The sequence below is a fragment of the Novosphingobium mangrovi genome (genome assembly GCF_022818885.1).
Taxonomy (GTDB): Bacteria; Pseudomonadota; Alphaproteobacteria; order Sphingomonadales; family Sphingomonadaceae; genus Novosphingobium; species Novosphingobium mangrovi.
This window is the reverse complement of sequence record NZ_JALHAT010000014.1, coordinates 59344-75755: the sequence shown is the minus strand read 5'-3', so window position 1 is coordinate 75755 and position 16412 is coordinate 59344. Positions and strand designations below refer to the sequence as shown.

Genomic DNA, 16412 nt, shown 5'->3' with positions numbered 1-16412 from the left:
CACCTATTTGTGAGAGCAGGAAGCCGACAATGAAGAGCTATCTCCAGAACTACATCGATGGAAAGTGGGTCGACAGCACCGGGGGCGTGAAGCACACCGTCATCAACCCCGCGACCGAAGGCCCGGCGAGCGAGATCGTGCTGGGCACCAGCGCGGATGTCGATGCGGCGGTCACCGCCGCACGTGCGGCGTTTGAAACCTTCAGCCAGACCACGCGTGAGGAGCGCATGGAACTGCTGGGCAAGGTGATCGAGGCTTACAAGGCCCGCATCCCCGACATTGCCGAAGCCATTGCCGTGGAAATGGGCTGCCCGATCTCCACGGCCTCGACCGCACAGGCCGGCTCGGGTCTCGGGCACCTCGCACAGGCCCTCGCCGCGCTTGAGAAGTTCGAGTTCTCCGAAGAGGTGGGCGACAACGTCGTGGTGCGTGAGCCGATCGGCGTGGTCGGTCTCATCACCCCGTGGAACTGGCCGATGAACCAGATCGTCGCCAAGGTGGGCCCGTGCCTGGCCGCGGGTTGCACGATGATCCTCAAACCGTCCGAGGAAGCGCCGAGCTCGGCTGCGATTTTCGCCGAGGTGCTGGAAGCCGCTGGCGTTCCTGCCGGTGTCTTCAACCTCGTTCAGGGCGATGGTCCGGGCGTTGGGACCGCTCTTGCGGCGCATCCGGGCATCGACATGATCAGCTTCACCGGCTCCACCCGGGCGGGCATCATGGTCGCCAAGAACGCGGCCGACACGGTCAAGCGCGTGGCACAGGAACTGGGCGGCAAGTCGCCCAACATCATCCTGGAAGGCACCCCGCTCGACAAGGCGCTGCCCGGCGGCGTGGGCGGTGTGCTGCTGAACTCGGGCCAGTCCTGCGTGGCCCCGACCCGCATGCTTGTCCATGTCTCGCAGCATGACGAGGCTGCGGCGGAAGTGGGCAAGATGTTCGCCGAGAAGCCCGTGGGCGATCCCATGAGCGAAGGCCCGCACATTGGCCCGGTCGTCAACAAGGCCCAGTGGGAGAAGATCCAGGGCCTGATCCAGAAGGGCATTGACGAAGGTGCGACGCTCGTCACCGGTGGTACCGGCCGCCCCGAGGGCTTCGAGCACGGCTTCTACGTGAAGCCCACGGTGTTCTCGAACGTGACGCCCGACATGGCGATCGCACAGGAAGAGATCTTCGGTCCGGTCCTGGTGATCATGCCCTACAAGGACGAGGACGATGCGGTGCGCATCGCCAACGACACGCCCTACGGCCTTGGTGCCTACATCGCGGGCGATCCGGCCAAGGCGAGCAAGCTGGTCGGCAAACTGCGCGCTGGCGCGGTCTTCGTCAACGCAGGCGGCCTGGTCATGGACATGCCGTTCGGCGGCTACAAGCAGTCGGGCAATGGCCGTGAATTCGGCAAGTTCGGACTGGAGGAATTCCTCGAGGTCAAGGCGGTGATCGGCACCTACGTGCCTGAAAACGCCTGATCCTATCCGATCTTCGACACCTCCCGAAGGTGACTTCGCCCCCGGATGCCCTATGCATCCGGGGGATTTTTCGTGGGGGCTCGGACTTCCTCAGGTAAGATCGGCGAGCGAGATCGCCTGCCCTGCGGCCGAGGCGCGGTTGGCCTCGCGGCGCAGCCGTTCGATCTCGAGGCGTTCGGGCGGGGCCTCCTCGTCGGGAAGCGCGGCGAGCGAGGTGCGGTAGATCTCCTCGAAGTCCTCGGCGTACTCGGGGTGGGAGAAGATCAGCCCGCGGTTCTCCTCGATGCCATTCAAGGTCTTTTCGCCCACTTCAAGCGGGTCCATGCCAAGCTCGAAGGCCTTGCCGAATTCGGTCAGCGCCTCGGGATCGATGTCCTCGAACCCGCTTTGCGCAAAGGCGTCCGGGCGGCGAAACGCGCTGTCCCACGCGTTGGTGCGGGTGAGCCCCGGGCACAGCAGCGAGACCCCGATGCCTTCGGGCGCGAGGTTGTAGCGCAGGCTCTCGGTCAGGCCGCGCACGGCGAACTTGCTCGCGGTGTAAATGCCCGCCTGCGGACCCGAAAGGTACGCCGCCATCGAGGCGACATTGACGACGTGACCGCCCTTGCCGGTGCGCTTCAGAAGCGGAAGCAGGGCTACCAGACCATTTGCAACACCTCCGAAATTCACCCCCATGATCCAGTCGTAATCGGCATGGGTGGCGGTGTCGGTCGGCCCGAATACCGAGACGCCCGCGTTGTTGACCAGCACGTCGAGCCGGCCAAAGGCAGCCTCGATTTCCTCGGCCACTTCGGCAAAGCGGGCACGGTCGGTGACATCGAGCTTCAGGAACAGCGGTATTTCCCGTTTTTCCTTGCGAAACCAATCTTCCGCCTGCGTGCGGTAGTCTTCGTTCCGGTAGCTGAGGGCGAGCCTGAAGCCCGCGTTGGACAGCGCGCGCGCGATCCCGAAGCCGAGCCCCGATACCCCTCCGGTAATGAAGGCTACGCGGCCTTCGTGGCGTTTTGTCGTCTCTCCCATGGTGCGAAGTTTTCCTCTCGCCTTGATTTCAAATAATGTTGGTGTAGCAAACTATAACGAACAAGATCGTGCAATGGGAGAGATTCGCATGACCGACGTGCTCGACAAGGCCGCCACCGCGCGCCTCGATGCGCTGGAACACCGCGTGGGCGAACTGGAGGACATCAACGCCATCCGCCGCCTGCACTGGGCCTACGGCTACTACATCGACTTCAACCAGCCCGAGGAAGTTGCGCAGCTCTTTTCCGAGGATGGCGTCGTCGTCTTTCTTTCGGGAGAATATGTCGGTCATGCCGGTGTGAAGCGGCTTTACGGCGACTGGATCGCGGGGCGCTTCACAGGTGGACGCCCCGGGCCGGTGGATGGCCTTCTCCTCGACCACTTCCAGATGCAGGACATCATCACCGTCGCGCCCGATCGCCAGACCGCGAAGGGCCGCTTTCGCGGTATGCTGTTCGGTGGCTGGCACGACGATTTCCAGGACACGCGCGAGGAAATGATGCCCCAGCAGTTCATGGAGGCGGGTATCTACGAGAACGACTACGTGCTCGAAAACGGCGTGTGGAAGATCAAGCGCCTCGACTACATGATGCAGTGGCAGTCCAATTATGAGGACGGCTGGGCGCACACCACCTCGCACCTTCAGCCCGCCGCCAAGACCTTCCCGGAAGACCCGCTAGGCCCCGACCGCCTGCTTCCTGAAAGCGAGCACCGCCCGACCTGGCCGTTCCGCCGTGACGTGCCGATGCACTTCGCGCACCCGCGCTTCGGTGCCGTTCTGGCAGGCCAGCAGGTCTCCTGATCCTCCGCGCGATTTTCGCGTTGGTTCCGCCTCTTATTGTATGCTAACGAAACAATGAGAGGCGGAGCGGAGCCGTAAGAAGCGGCCCGTTCTTCCGCAAGCCTTGGGAGAGACGGCGCCGTGAACTCGGTCGATGCGAGCCTGCGCGATCCGCGCGATATCATTTCTGAAGCCCCCATGTCGCGGGGGCAGATCATTGCCGTGGCCATCATGGTCGGCCTTAACGCGCTCGACGGGTTCGATGTGCTCTCGATCAGCTTTGCCTCGCCGGGCATCGCGACCGAGTGGGGGATCGACCGCGTGGCGCTGGGCGCGGTGCTTTCGATGGAGCTCATCGGCATGGCCGTGGGCTCGGTGGTGCTCGGCGGCGTTGCAGACCGGATCGGTCGGCGCCGCACGATCCTGGGCTGCCTGGTCGTCATGGCGCTGGGCATGGCCATGGTCACGCAGACCACCAGCGTAACCGTACTTTCGATCTGGCGAGTCCTTACAGGGCTCGGCATCGGCGGGATGCTCGCCTCGATCAACGCGGTCACGGCCGAATTTGCCAGCACCCGGCGCCGTACGCTCGCCATGGGCATCATGGTCATCGGCTACCCGATGGGCGCGGTGATCGGCGGGCTTATCTCGGCGCAGCTCCTCGTGATGTTCGACTGGCGCGCGATCTTCTGGTTCGGCGCGATCCTCACCGCCGTCTTCATCCCGCTGGTCTGGATCTTCGTGCCCGAGAGCGTCCACTACACGCTCGTGCACCGAAACCCCGATACGCTGGCGCGGATCAATGCCCTGCTTGCCCGTTTCGGGCACGGGGCTGTCTCGGTCCTGCCGCCGGTGCGCGAAGAGGAAGAGAAGGCCTCCATCGCCGACATCCTGCGCCCGGGGCTGATGGCGACGACGCTGCTCGTGACCTTCGCCTATTTCGCCCATATCGTCAGCTTCTACTTCATCCTGAAATGGACGCCCAAGATCGTGGTCGATCTGGGCTTCCCGCCGCCCGAGGCCGCGAGCGTGCTCGTTTGGGCCAACATGGGCGGCGTGCTGGGCGGTGCGATCTTCGGCTTTGCCGTGCAGCGCTTGCCGCTGAAGGGGGCGACCGTTACCATGCTGTTCGGCGCTTCGATCATGGTGGCGCTGTTCGGCGCCGCGGGGGCGAACACGCTCGTTGGCCTCTCGGGCCTGGCCTTTGCCTCGGGGCTCTTCACCAATAGCGCGGTCTCGGGTCTCTACACGCTGTTTGCACGGGTCTTCCCGACCCACGTGCGCGCGACCGGCACCGGTTTTGCCATCGGTATCGGACGCGGCGGGGCGGCGCTTTCGCCGATCCTCGCTGGGGCGCTGTTCGAGTGGGGGCTCTCGCTCGCCCTGGTTGCGACCACCATCGCTCTGGGCTCCCTCACGGCGGCCTTCGCGCTTCTCGCCCTGCGTTTCCAGCCGCGTGACTGAGTGGAGAGGGTGTCTCGACTTTTGCTCTCGAAATAGCAATTAAACATAGCTATCTCGATTCCAAGAGAACGATACGTTTGGAGAGCGAACTTGGATTACCAGCCGCATTGCGATGCCCTTGCCCGTCATCTGGAGGTAGCACCGTTCCTGGAGGAACTGGCCGCCACGGGTGTCGAGGTCGATCAGGAGACATGGCAGCAGATCCTTCTGGAGGCTGCGAAGCTGGCCGAAGGCGTGATCGCGCCGGTGGACCGTGTGATGGACGAGGTCGGGGCCAAGCTCGTCGACGGACGGGTAAAGACGGTGCCCGGCCACAAGGAGGCCTGGGACGAGTTTGCACAAGGCGGCTGGATCGGCCTTCCGCTGCCTGAGGAACTGGGCGGTATGGCGCTGCCCCTCGTCCTGCAGAACGCGTGCGAGGAGCTGTTCAACCGGGCTTCTCCCGCCTTCTCGATGCTGGGAACGCCGGGGCGCACGGCGGCCGAGATGCTGGTGGCCAGCGCACCTTCAGAGATCGCGGGCGAATGGGTGCCGCGCCTCGTCAGCGGTGAATGGGGCGCGACGATCTGCATTTCCGAGCCCGATGCGGGCTCTGATGTCGGGCGCATCCGGACCCGGGCGGTCTCCGATGGCGCGGGCGGATGGCGGATCACCGGGGAAAAGTGCTGGATCTCCTTTGGCGATCATGACCTGACCCAGCGCATCGGGCACTGCATGCTGGCGCGCTCGAACGATCAGCCTGGCGTGCGTGGGCTCAGCCTGTTTCTCGTGCCCGACAGCCTTGAGGATGGTACGCGCAACGGTGCCTTCGTGCGCCGTATCGAGGAAAAGCTGGGCCTGCACGGCTCGCCGACCTGCGTGATGGGTTACGAGGACGCGCAAGGGACTCTGATCGGTCCGGAAGGGCGCGGGCTCCAGACCTTGTTCCACATGATGCTGCGCATGCGCCTCTCGTGCGGTCCGCAGGGCATCGGTGTTGCGGCCAACGCGTTCGACCGGGCGCTGCGCTATGCCGGGGAGCGCCGGCAGGGCGGGGCACCGACCGACAAGCCCGTTCTCATTCGCGAGCATGCCGACGTCCAGCGCATGCTGCTCGGCATGGCTGGTCGCATCGAGGCTGCGCGCGGTGTCTCACTCGCCTGCGGCAACATCCTGCAACTGAGCGAACGCGCCGAGGATCCCGCCGACAAGGCGCGTTGGGCCTCGCTCGCCCAGTTCCTCTTGCCGATTGCCAAGGACATGTCGGCCAGGCTTGCCTTTGACTGTGCGAGCGAGGCGGTGCAGGTCTTCGGCGGGGCGGGCTACACCCGCGAATGGCCGGTCGAGCAGACCTTGCGTGACGCGCGCGTCTTTGCCGTCTTCGAAGGTACCAGCGGCATCCAGGCCATCGACATGGTCCACCGCCGCCTCTGGCGTGAGAAGGGGGAGGGGCTGGGCCATTTCCTCGCGATCGCGCGCGGCGAGGGCGACTTGGGAGATACGGAAGCGGCCGCGCAACTGGGGGCAGGGCTCGACACGCTTGAGGCCGTCGCGGCGCAGATGACGCAGATGGAAGGTTTGGGGCGCGATGGCGATGCTGGAGCGCTGGCCTTCCTCGATCTGTGCGGAGCCTGTGTTGGGGGCTGGATAGCGGGGCGTCTGGTGCGCGACGCTGGCGAGGATCCGGCAGGCGCCCGCCTCAAGGCCGCGGCGCGTTTCTACCTGGCCGAACTCCCGGCCCGTACCGAGGTGCTGGGACGACTGGCAACGCTTGGCGAGGGGCGTCTCGAAGGCTTCGCGGCGTTCGTCGAGGATTGAGCGATCTTGCTGGGGCGCGGGGGAAGCCGCGCGCCTCAGAAGGCCTTGATGTCGACCTCGTGAATGCGCTTCAGCAGTGCGGCGAGCATGTGGAACTCGGCATCGGAAAAGCGCTCCTTGAGCCAGTTGCCAAGTTCGGTGCTGCGCTCACGCGCGATCGACAGCATGGCTGAGCCTGCCTCGGTGATGGCGAGCGTCTGACGGCGCTTGTCGGTGGGCGACTGGCCGCGCTGGATAAGTCCACGCCCTTCGAGGCGGTTGATAATGCCCATCACCGTGGCGCGGTCCATCTGCAGCGTGCGGCCGATATCGCTCTGCGAGGTGCCTGCGTTCTCCTGGATCAGGATCATCGTGGTAAGCTGGGTCTGGGTGATCCCCAGGTCGCTGAAAATGTCGGAAAACCGCCGTTGCACCGCGCCCTGCGCCAGGCGAAGATGTAGGTCGAGCACATGATCGATGCTCGCCGCAGTGGGCACTTCAGTCAGAGGGAGAGGGGCGTTCATAGGCCCTAGTTGCGATCATTTCTGCATTGCGTCAAGCGGCGACTTGGATAAATTTGTGAGTGAGGCATACAATATCGCAAGGGCGAATCCACGCACGAGATTCGCCGATCCAGGAGAGGATATGTCCCACTTCCCCAACAGCCCGAGCTTTACCGGGTTCAACACGCCGTCGCGCATCGAGGCCGACATCGCCGACCTTGCCCACGAAGGCACCATTCCCGAAGCCTTGAGCGGCGCGTTCTACCGCGTTCAGCCCGATCCGCAGTTCCCGCCGCGGCTGGGCGATGACATCGCTTTCAACGGCGATGGCATGATCACCCGCTTCCACATCCACGACGGCCAGTGCGATTTTCGCCAGCGCTGGGCAAAGACCGACAAGTGGAACCGGGAGCACGAGGCCGGCAAGGCGCTGTTCGGCGCCTACCGCAATCCCCTTACCGACGACCCGTCCGTCAGGGGCGAGTACCGCTCCACCGCCAACACCAATGCGTGGATCTACGCGGGCAAGCTCTGGGCGATGAAGGAGGATAGCCCGGCCCTCCTGATGGACCCGGTGACGATGGAGACTACGGGTTTTGAGACCTTCGGCGGTACGATGAAGGGCCAGACCTTCACCGCGCACCCCAAGATCGATCCCGTCACCGGCAACATGGTCGCCATCGGCTACGCCGCCTCGGGGCTGTGCACCGACGATGTCGCCTACTACGAGGTCAACCCGCAAGGAGAGCTGATCCGCGAGGTCTGGTTCAAGGTCCCCTACTATTGCATGATGCACGACTTCGCGATCACCGAGGACTACCTCGTCATCCATATCGTGCCCTCGATCGGCAGTTGGGAGCGGCTCGAGAAGGGCCTGCCGCACTTCGGCTTCGACACGACGAAGCCTGTGCATCTGGGCGTTCTCCCGCGCCGCGAAGGCGTCTCGGGCGACGAGATCCGCTGGTTCACGCGGGACAACTGCTTTGCCAGCCACGTCCTCAACGCCTGGCAGGAGGGATCGAAGATCCACTTCCTGACCTGCGAGGCGAAGAACAACATGTTCCCCTTCTTCCCCGACATCCACGGCGAGCCCTTCAACGGCATGGAGGCGATGAGCTACCCGACCGACTGGACGGTGGACATGGCCAGCAACGAGGACGCCTTCGAAGCCGTCACGAAGCTGAGCGAGACGGCCTGCGAATTCCCGCGCATCGACGACCGCTTTACCGGCCAGCAGACCCGCTACGGCTGGTTCCTCGAAATGGACATGAAGCGCCCCGTCGAACTGCGCGGTGGCAGCGCGGGCGGGCTCCTGATGAACTGCTTGTTCCTCAAGGACTTCCAAACCGGCGAAGAGCAGCACTGGTGGTGCGGCCCGGTCTCCAGCCTGCAGGAACCCTGCTTCGTGCCCCGCAGCGCCGAGGGCGAGGAAGGCGACGGTTGGATCGTTCAGGTCTGCAACCGCCTGGAAGAGCACACCAGCGACCTCCTGATCTTCGACGCGCTCGACATCGCCAAGGGCCCCGTCGCGACGGTCCACATCCCGATCCGGCTGCGCTTCGGCCTCCACGGCAACTGGGTCGATGCTGAGGACATCGGCCTCGCGGCCTAGCTACATCGGGGCCGGGTGACACCCAGGTTGACACAGGTGACACGGTCCAGAGGGTGTCACCTGTCGCCCGTGTCACCCTCCCGGGGTGTCTGGTTTCGAGGACGTGGCGAGAACGAGCATTCCCTCGGTTTCGCACGAGAGTGCGGCTGTAGGAAAGGGAAAACTCCCGGCGTCGGGGGCTAAGAAAAAGCCGATGCGAGGGCCATCGCCCTCGCGCTCCCGGAATCGGAGAGGGTGGGTGCTTGTGCCAAGGCGGCGTCCTCCCGCCAGCTTCGCTTTCCTTTGTCGACCAGATCGACCGGCGCCGAGGGGTGGGGAGGGTGGCGGGCGTTGCCATTTTCATGGCAAAGGCTCAAAAACTGGAACTTGCAGAAGGGCCTGAGCATGACCAAAATTCAGATCAACTCAGCCGCATTTTTCGCGATGGCGACAATCTTAATGCCTACGGGCATCTATGCGCAAGCTAGTGCCCCCTCGAATAGCCCTGCAGCTAGAGAAAAATTGCTCCGGAAAAAACTTGACGACAGAAATAGGGCTTATCAAAAATACTTTCTTTCAGGGAAGGTTCTGCACGAAGAGCAGATAAGGAGAAAGATTAAAGAAGCGCCAATGCGCGTCAAGCCGGGGCGCGATTTTGGGTTATTTTTTCCGCCATATATGAGATTTAGTAAGGATGGTAAAGTCTATATTTATAATCCGGGTGGATTATTTAGATCAAGTCCAAACTATCAAATAAATGGATCGGATGTGTGTTTCACAAACGACATAGAAAATAGAATGGCATTTGAATGCTTCAAAATTTCATTGAACCCCAGGGAGGGCTACATCGTAAAATACAAAATGAGCGGAAAAGTATGGTTTGTTCCAGTCTTTTTTGAAAAATGATGCCATATTTGAACGAAGCAACAAGAATGAGCTTTTCCGCAAATCTCAAGTGATCTTGCACGTGGATCCAGTCGGTTCGTGGGGGGCACGTCAATCCTCATACTTCCCGGCATGAAGAGCTGAACGTGGATCCCATTACGTTTGCCAGTCTTGAGGCCCCATTCCCGGATGTTCCGTGATGGAACGCTGTCGGGCGCGCAAGGGCTTTGAGGCGTCCGCTCTGGGACCGGCTGCCAGGCGGCCCAGTTGGCCGCTCAGCACCTGATTGGTCGCGTCCCGGAGCCGCCCCTACGTTCCCCTATCCGGCCGGATCTGCCACTCGCCGGAATGGGTGGTTTGCGGACGCTAGCCAAACCGAGCTAGTCCACTTACATGGGCTGCTGCCAACTCTTTGATCGGCCCAGCCCCTCCTCTGTGGTGACCTCGGCGTGGTAGAATCGTCCACCAACAATCTCCGTGGGCTCACCGGCTCGTCTCAAGCCCTGTTCGGGCTGCGCAAAGTTCGCCTTGGAAATTTGGGCGCAATCATCTTCGAAATGCGTTGCGAAGAGCGACATCACAGGCTTGTCAGTCACATCGTCGATGATATCGGCTTGCCACAAGCAGACGGTGGGAAGCGGACGAGGGAAGAATCCAAGTGTACGGAAAGAGAGAACGGGCAACCCGTCCAGTAACGCAACGTTCACATCTATCGCCCGCGAGCATCCCGTCAACGCAAGGACGAAAATAGGCAAAATCAACAGGCGGGGTGGGGGCATAGGAGCATAGTAGGCATGCGCCTAGTGTCCGCAAGGGGGCGAATAGGGGAAGCGACAGCGACGTGTTCTTGTCGGCCTCGAGAGAGCTGACTGGACGCCCCTCAAGCCGGTGCGTTTTTCTGGCGCTCGCGTGGGGTTCCAACGTGCCACAAACCTCTCGCTGCGTGGCCCGTCTTGCCTGATCTTGCAGGTGTCAGGGAAGATGGATCAGCATGTCGAAGGCTTGGGCGGGGGAAATGCGCAAGCTATCCTTGGCATTCACATGGATTGACTGGGGGCTTTCCATCCAGCGCCGTGCCGCATCGGTCGCATTCGGCGCGGTCAAGGAAAGCAGGAAGCCGCCTCGCCTCGCTTTGGAAAGCGCCCGATCGAGGGAGCCCGCATCGCCAGCCGTGCGGCTGATCGTGATCGTGACGTACTGTCGGCCCAGCCGTGTGCGAAGGTTGTCTCCCATGGCGGCAGGTGGCGTCGCGTAGCTGTCCCAGATGGAGCCCTGGACTTTCGCGGCCATGGTATGTGCCGTGTGAGCGGTGACGAAGACCGGACCACGGCGATGGATATGCTGCTGTACCCACATGACATTGGCGGCCATCGTTGCGTCGCGGATCTGTGCAGACTGCCAGGCCTCGGGCGGAATACCGGGGTGGTTCGAGGAGGCCTGCGGCCAGGAGGCGAACATGGCCGCGCTGCTGCGGGCGACTTCGATGTTCTGCAGCATCCATTCGCGGGTGAGCACAGGCAGATGATCGCTCCCGTGCAGCCGTGCCGCGATCTTGTCGAGGGCAGGCTTCAGGGCGGCGCGGCGCGGCGCGGGCACGCTGCGCCACGCCGTGAGCGTGAAGTGCGGCGCCAGATCTTCCAGAACCTCGACCTCACGCTCGAGACCTTCGGGCGACTGGCTGGCGATGAAAGCGCCGATTGTATCGAGAACCACGCGCGTTGCGCCAAGGCCGTCTTCCTTGTCGCCGCCCGGGATATCCATGCCGTAGAGGTGGAGCGGATCGTGGGGGTGGGCCTCGTTGTATTCCCGCATCCAGAGCAGCAAGGCCCGGTTCTGCGGGTACCTGTCAAACCCCCAGGTCAGACCTCGGCGCAAGACATCGTCGATATCGCCCGAGCCGGTCTGTAGCCACTGGTTCAGGATGGCGGCTTCGGTGAAGCCTGTTTCCAGGACGATGACACGCGTCCCGCACCGGGCGATGAGCGACCGGAACAGGCGGTCCCGCACACGAAGAGGGCCGGGCGCGCCATGCTCCGGTTCGCCCAGAGCCACGATCTTCGCGGCGCACAGGCGGTCCGTGACGGCACCGGGCGCGTTCTCGTCCTGCAGTCCGGCAAGAAGGTCCCCGGTTGCCGGGAGAGGCCTTACGTGCATCTGGGCATAGTCGCGAAACGCCTCGTCGTCGCTTTGCGAAGCCGGCGTTGCACAGGCGGCCATGCAGAACGCCAGCCCCCAGACCGGCGTCAGGGCCAGGGCGGCAAGGCGGCGGGGGCCAGGACGCAAGGGCCGAAGAGGCAGGGCTGGGGGCTGGGACAATGGGTTCAGAAGCTCTTGCCGATGGTGAAGCCTATCGTACGGGGCTTGGCACGGGTGTCGAGGCCGATCGCGGCCATCGGGTCCTGCAGGCCGTTTTCGTTCAGCAGGTTGTTGGCAAAGATCTCGAACTTCCAGGACTGTGCCGCAATGCCCAGGCGCGCGCTCAGCAGGCTGAGCTCGTCAGACGGATAGCGGATCAGGCCGTAGCTGCGATCCGTGATCGTCGACTTGCCGATCTGGCTGAAATCGACGCGGGCAAAGGCCGGGAGGCTGTCTGTCAGTGCGAAGCGATACTCCGCCGAGCCGGTGACCGTGTACTTGGGGACGAAGTCGAGGGGATCGCCTGCGATGTTCGTCACTGTGGCTGCATCGACCTCGGTCAGCTCCGTGTGGGTGTAGTTGCCCGAGGCGGCAAGCGTAAGCCCGGAGACAGGTTCGAGCGAAAGCGAGGCATCGAGGCCATAGACCTCCGCGTCACCGGCATTGGTCACACCGCCGTAGACGGCGCTGACCATCACGAAGGTCTGGTAATCCTGATACTGCGAATAGTATCCGGCGAGTTCCCAGCTCACGGGACCCAGTTCGCCCTTGGTGCCCAGCTCGTAGGACCAGACCGTTTCGGGATCGTAGGTCGAGAGATCCGCATCGCCCAGGAAGCCGCCGCTGCGGAAGCCCTTTGCGATATTCGCGTAGATCGTGACATCCTCCGAAACCCGCAAGTTCGCGTAGAAACGCGGGTTCACCGAGTGGAACTTGCCTTCCTGCGACAGCGCGGCGTTGCTTTCGTGGCGCGTGTCGTGGAAGTAGCGCAGGCCGACACCGAGCTGCAACGCGGAGGTCACGTCGTAGCTGACATCGCCAAAGGCCGAGATCGTTTCCGAACTCTGGCGCGTGACGCTCGGGGACTCGATGACGAGACCCATGGTGTAGAGGGTTACATCAAGATCGCGGTCCAGCTTCTCGTTGGTGTAGAACCCGCCCACGACCCAGTGCAGCGGTCCGGCATCGGTGGAGCTGAGGCGCGCTTCCTGCGTGAAGCTCTTCGTGCCGATGGAATCGTCGAGGAAGGTCTCGACGCCGACAATTTTCTGGGCGGCACCGACATTGTGGCGCGTGGTGTTCATCCAGCTTGTCGAGCTGAGCAGCTGCACACCGCCGAAGTCGTAGGTCAGGGTGCCGTTGTAGATCGTATAGTCGTCGCGGAAGGACTGGCGCGCCTCGGGATCGCCGCCCGGATAGTAGACGTCGTAGTCACCATCCGCGCCCACGTTGACGCCGTGGCCTTCGTTGCGATGGACAACCACGGTGCCTTCGATGGTCAGGTCCGCGCTTGCCTGCCACAAGGCCTTTGCCCGGATGTGGCGCATGAGCTGATCGTTGATGTCGCTGCGTCCGGCGTCGGGCTGGTCGATCCACCCGCCGATATTGGCCAGCGTGCCCGCCACGCGCACCGCGAACGTGTCGTCCACGACCGGCACATTGAGGTGGCCGGTCATCTTTTCACTGAAATCGCCGTAACGGGTGTCGTAGCCGGTGAATTCCATGGCGCCCGAAGCCCGGGTGGTGTCGGGCTTGGCGGTGATGAAGCGCAGTGTGCCGCCCGCAGAGCCTTGCCCGTAGAGCGTACCCTGCGGCCCACGCAGCACCTCGACGCGTTCGAGATCGATCATCTGCAGGTCAGGCTGGCCAAGCGATGAGCCGGTTACCGGGATCTCGTCGAGGTACACGCCCACGAGTGAAGTGAGGCTGTTGCCATTGGCGATGCCGCGCATGAAGACACGGTTCTGGCCGGGGCCGGCCTCGACGACGACGAGGTCGGGGACGGCACGGGAGAGGTCGTGCATGGAGGTCACGCCCTGGCGATCAAGATCCTCCTGCTGGAGTGCCGAGATGCTCATGGGAACGTCGATCAGGCGTTGTTCGCGGCGGCTGGCCGTTACCACGATGTCGTTGCCCCTGGTCTCGGAACCTGGCGTTTCGGCCGCCTCCTGCGCATGCGCGCCGGTGGCGCCGAACAGCGTGGTAATGAAAGCGGCCATGGCCATGGTGCTGGCGCTACTGCGCAAATTTTGCATGCAAACCCCCTGAACTGCGTGCATCTGAAAGCGGATGTCTCGCGGAGCTCGGACGGTCTCCGTTCTTGGCAGTTTCATGACGTAAAGGGGGCCACATGTCATAAGGGTGGTGCCACGCAGTCCATAAGCCAGACTAATGTCTCTGCATCTCCGACGCCTTTTGCACGCGCGCCGGGCGATGATAGCCAACGTCCATGAATGGAAAGGTTCGCAGGGAAGCATGGTGATGGTCGAGGTGGATGTCCGGGCAGGCAAGCCGGTGCTCTGGATCAATCCGGAGCGGGCTGCGACTGTGCCTGGCGGGCAGGGCGATGCCATCGACAGACGCGATTTCGCCGAAGCCTGCGAGGCGTGGCAGGCGATGCAGCCCTTGCTCCTTGCGCTCTTTCCCAGGGACGTAGGGGAGCGGGGTGTCGCCTCGGATCTGCTGGCGCTGGACAGGGGGCTCGTTCCTGGCCTGGGGGACACCGAAGCCACGGTGTACCTGAAGCGTGATGACAGCTTGCCGGTCGCCGGTTCGATCAAGGCGCGCGGTGGTTTCTTCGAAGTGGTGCGCCATGCCCATGCGGCGTGCGTCGAGGCGGGGATCTTTGCCGGTGATGCCCCATTCGAGGCGCTGCGCGAGCCACGCGCGCGCGCGTTTCTGGCCACCCGCCGTCTTCTTGTGGCGAGCACAGGCAATCTGGGCCTCAGCGTGGGGTTGATCGGAAGGGCGTTGGGCTTCGCGGTCGATGTCCATATGTCGCGCGATGCCAAGGACTGGAAGAAGAGCCGCTTGCGCGATGCTGGAGCGCAGGTGATCGAGCACGCAAGTGACTACATCAGCGCCGTCCATGCGGCCGCCCAGGATGCGGGGCGCGATCCGGCCTGTCACTTCGTGGACGATGAGCATTCCGCCGACCTGTTCCTGGGGTACAGCGCGGCTGTGCCGGAACTCAAGGCGCAGCTGGACGAGGCCGGTATGGCGATTGGCCCGGACCGGCCACTCTTCGTCTATCTGCCCTGCGGCATCGGCGGCGCACCGGGCGGCATAGCCTATGGTCTGCACGAACTGTTCGGAGGCGATGTCCATTGCTTCTTTGCCGAGCCTGTCGCCGCGCCTTGCATGTTGACCCAGATGCTGGGGGGATACGACGCGCCCCATTCGGTTTACGACTTCGGTCTCGACGGGCGGACGGAAGCCGACGGACTGGCCGTGACGCAGGCTTCGCTGCTGGTGGCCCGCATGATGCGCGCACGCCTCGCGGGTGTCCTGACGGAAAGCGATGAGGCCATGCTGGGCTATGTGCGCCGACTTCACGACGCGGCGGGCTTGCGGCTCGAACCGTCGGCAACCGCGGGCCTGTCCGGCCCGGGCCGGTTGCTCACGAGCCCTGAGGGGCTGGCCTGCCTCGAGGGCCTTGGCATCGGGGCAGAGCGCGCAAACGCCGTCCATGTGGTCTGGGCAACGGGGGGCTCGCTCGTCCCGGATGTGATCTTCCAGGCCTGGCTCGCGCGCGAAGAGCTCAGCTGAGCGAGGGGAGGGGCGGGTTGGCCTTTGCGGACACGATGCGTAGAGGTCATCCTTTCGAAACCAACGCTCGACAGGAATTCGCGTGGCGCTGACACCTTCTGACCTTGCCTGGCTTCGCTGCTTCGAAAGCGCGGCGCGTACGGGGAGCTTCACGGAAGCGGCACGCGAGCTCAATCTCAGTCAGAGCGCGATCAGCCAGCAGATCCGTTCGCTGGAACAGCGGCTGGGGCGGGCCCTGTTCGTGCGCAAGTCGCGCGGATTGGATCTCACCGCCCTCGGGCTGCAGCTCAAGGACGAACTCGGTCAGTCGATGCGGCAGATCGAGATGGCGCTGAGCAACGCGATCGACCAGAAGCACACGCTCAACGTCAATTGCGTGCCGACCTTCGCGCTGCGCTGGCTGATGCCGCGCGTCGGCCGCTTCCTTCAGCAATACCCGGATATCGAGTTTCGCATCAACGCCGACAATGTCCGGATCGACGAGCAATTCCTGTCCGCGCAGGATGTCGATGTGATCATCACCTATGATCCGGTCGACTACACCGGAATTCACCAGGTCCGGCTTCTGGGTTCGCGTATCGTGCCCGTGTGCAGTCCGGCCTACCTTGCAGACCACCCGCATTGGGACGAGGACGAAGACGAGAACGTCACCTTGCTGCACGACGAGAGCGCGTGGGTGGGGGCGGCGCGCTACGTCGAATGGAACATCTGGCGCGAGAGCGTGGGCAAGCCGCCGCTGGGCGCGCATCGTTCGCAGCTGTTCAATCTTTCCGACATGGCCCTCGCAGCCGCCGCGCGCGGCGCCGGCATCGCGATGGGGCGGCTCGAACTGGTTCACGAGGAACTGGCCAAGGGCAATCTTGTCCAGGCCTCGCCGGAGGTGGTGGTCTCCAACTCGCGTTATGCCTTGCTGTCGCATCAGCCGCGCAAGCGCAGCGTCGCACTCTTCACGTCCTGGCTGGTCGAGGAATGTCGGGCGTTGGAACTCTCGATTTAAAGAATAACCATCTCAAATTTATAGA

The 16412-nt window shown here is 63.4% G+C and carries 12 protein-coding genes; 8 read left to right on the top strand and 4 right to left on the bottom strand.

The window, feature by feature from the left end:
* Positions 1-29 precede the first annotated feature (29 nt).
* Positions 30-1466 (top strand): aldehyde dehydrogenase family protein, encoded by a 1437-nt coding sequence (locus MTR65_RS09910; RefSeq protein ID WP_243799655.1) that lies wholly within the window; start codon positions 30-32, stop codon positions 1464-1466.
* 90 nt (positions 1467-1556) lie between these two features.
* Here the strand turns inward: MTR65_RS09910 and MTR65_RS09905 are convergent, their stop codons facing one another.
* Complete coding sequence (locus MTR65_RS09905; RefSeq protein WP_243799652.1) at positions 1557-2486, bottom strand: SDR family oxidoreductase; 930 nt, start codon at positions 2484-2486, stop codon at positions 1557-1559.
* A 73-nt stretch (positions 2487-2559) separates the two neighbouring features.
* Here MTR65_RS09905 and MTR65_RS09900 point away from each other — a divergent pair, with 73 nt between their 5' ends.
* The 3 genes from MTR65_RS09900 (at position 2560) to MTR65_RS09890 (ending at position 6528) form a co-directional block, all read left to right on the top strand.
* The gene (locus tag MTR65_RS09900) at positions 2560-3288 is read left to right on the top strand and encodes a nuclear transport factor 2 family protein (RefSeq protein ID WP_243799650.1); all 729 of its coding nucleotides are present in this window, start codon (positions 2560-2562) and stop codon (positions 3286-3288) included.
* A gap of 177 nt (positions 3289-3465) precedes the next feature.
* Positions 3466-4731 carry an MFS transporter gene (locus MTR65_RS09895; protein WP_243799760.1) on the top strand — a complete coding sequence of 422 codons (1266 nt, stop codon included), beginning with the start codon at positions 3466-3468 and terminating at the stop codon, positions 4729-4731.
* A 90-nt stretch (positions 4732-4821) separates the two neighbouring features.
* On the top strand, positions 4822-6528 hold the full coding sequence (locus MTR65_RS09890) for an acyl-CoA dehydrogenase family protein (RefSeq protein ID WP_243799647.1): 1707 nt from the start codon (positions 4822-4824) through the stop codon (positions 6526-6528).
* A 35-nt stretch (positions 6529-6563) separates the two neighbouring features.
* On the opposite strand, the gene MTR65_RS09885 is transcribed toward MTR65_RS09890, so the two are convergent.
* Entirely contained in the window at positions 6564-6977 is a 414-nt protein-coding gene (locus MTR65_RS09885) for a MarR family winged helix-turn-helix transcriptional regulator (RefSeq protein ID WP_243799645.1), read from the bottom strand.
* A 175-nt stretch (positions 6978-7152) separates the two neighbouring features.
* Between MTR65_RS09885 and MTR65_RS09880 the strand changes: the two genes are divergently transcribed.
* Together MTR65_RS09880 and MTR65_RS09875 are read left to right on the top strand one after the other, a co-directional pair.
* Positions 7153-8622: a lignostilbene-alpha,beta-dioxygenase gene (locus MTR65_RS09880; protein WP_243799643.1), complete on the top strand. Its 1470-nt coding sequence runs from the start codon at positions 7153-7155 to the stop codon at positions 8620-8622.
* Between the two features lie 384 nt (positions 8623-9006).
* Positions 9007-9507, top strand: a complete 501-nt coding sequence (locus MTR65_RS09875) for a hypothetical protein (protein ID WP_243799640.1) — start codon at positions 9007-9009, stop codon at positions 9505-9507.
* Between the two features lie 951 nt (positions 9508-10458).
* Here MTR65_RS09875 and MTR65_RS09870 read toward each other — a convergent pair.
* Both MTR65_RS09870 and MTR65_RS09865 read right to left on the bottom strand, forming a co-directional pair.
* Positions 10459-11769, bottom strand: a complete 1311-nt coding sequence (locus MTR65_RS09870) for an erythromycin esterase family protein (protein WP_243799638.1) — start codon at positions 11767-11769, stop codon at positions 10459-10461.
* 38 nt (positions 11770-11807) lie between these two features.
* Positions 11808-13841: a TonB-dependent receptor gene (locus tag MTR65_RS09865; protein ID WP_243799635.1), complete on the bottom strand. Its 2034-nt coding sequence runs from the start codon at positions 13839-13841 to the stop codon at positions 11808-11810.
* Between the two features lie 262 nt (positions 13842-14103).
* On the opposite strand from MTR65_RS09865, the gene MTR65_RS09860 reads away from it, so the two are divergent.
* Both MTR65_RS09860 and MTR65_RS09855 read left to right on the top strand, forming a co-directional pair.
* Entirely contained in the window at positions 14104-15390 is a 1287-nt protein-coding gene (locus tag MTR65_RS09860) for a D-serine ammonia-lyase (RefSeq protein ID WP_243799633.1), read from the top strand.
* An 82-nt stretch (positions 15391-15472) separates the two neighbouring features.
* Positions 15473-16387, top strand: coding sequence for a LysR substrate-binding domain-containing protein (locus MTR65_RS09855; RefSeq protein ID WP_243799631.1), 915 nt, complete (start codon positions 15473-15475; stop codon positions 16385-16387).
* Positions 16388-16412: the final 25 nt, after the last annotated feature.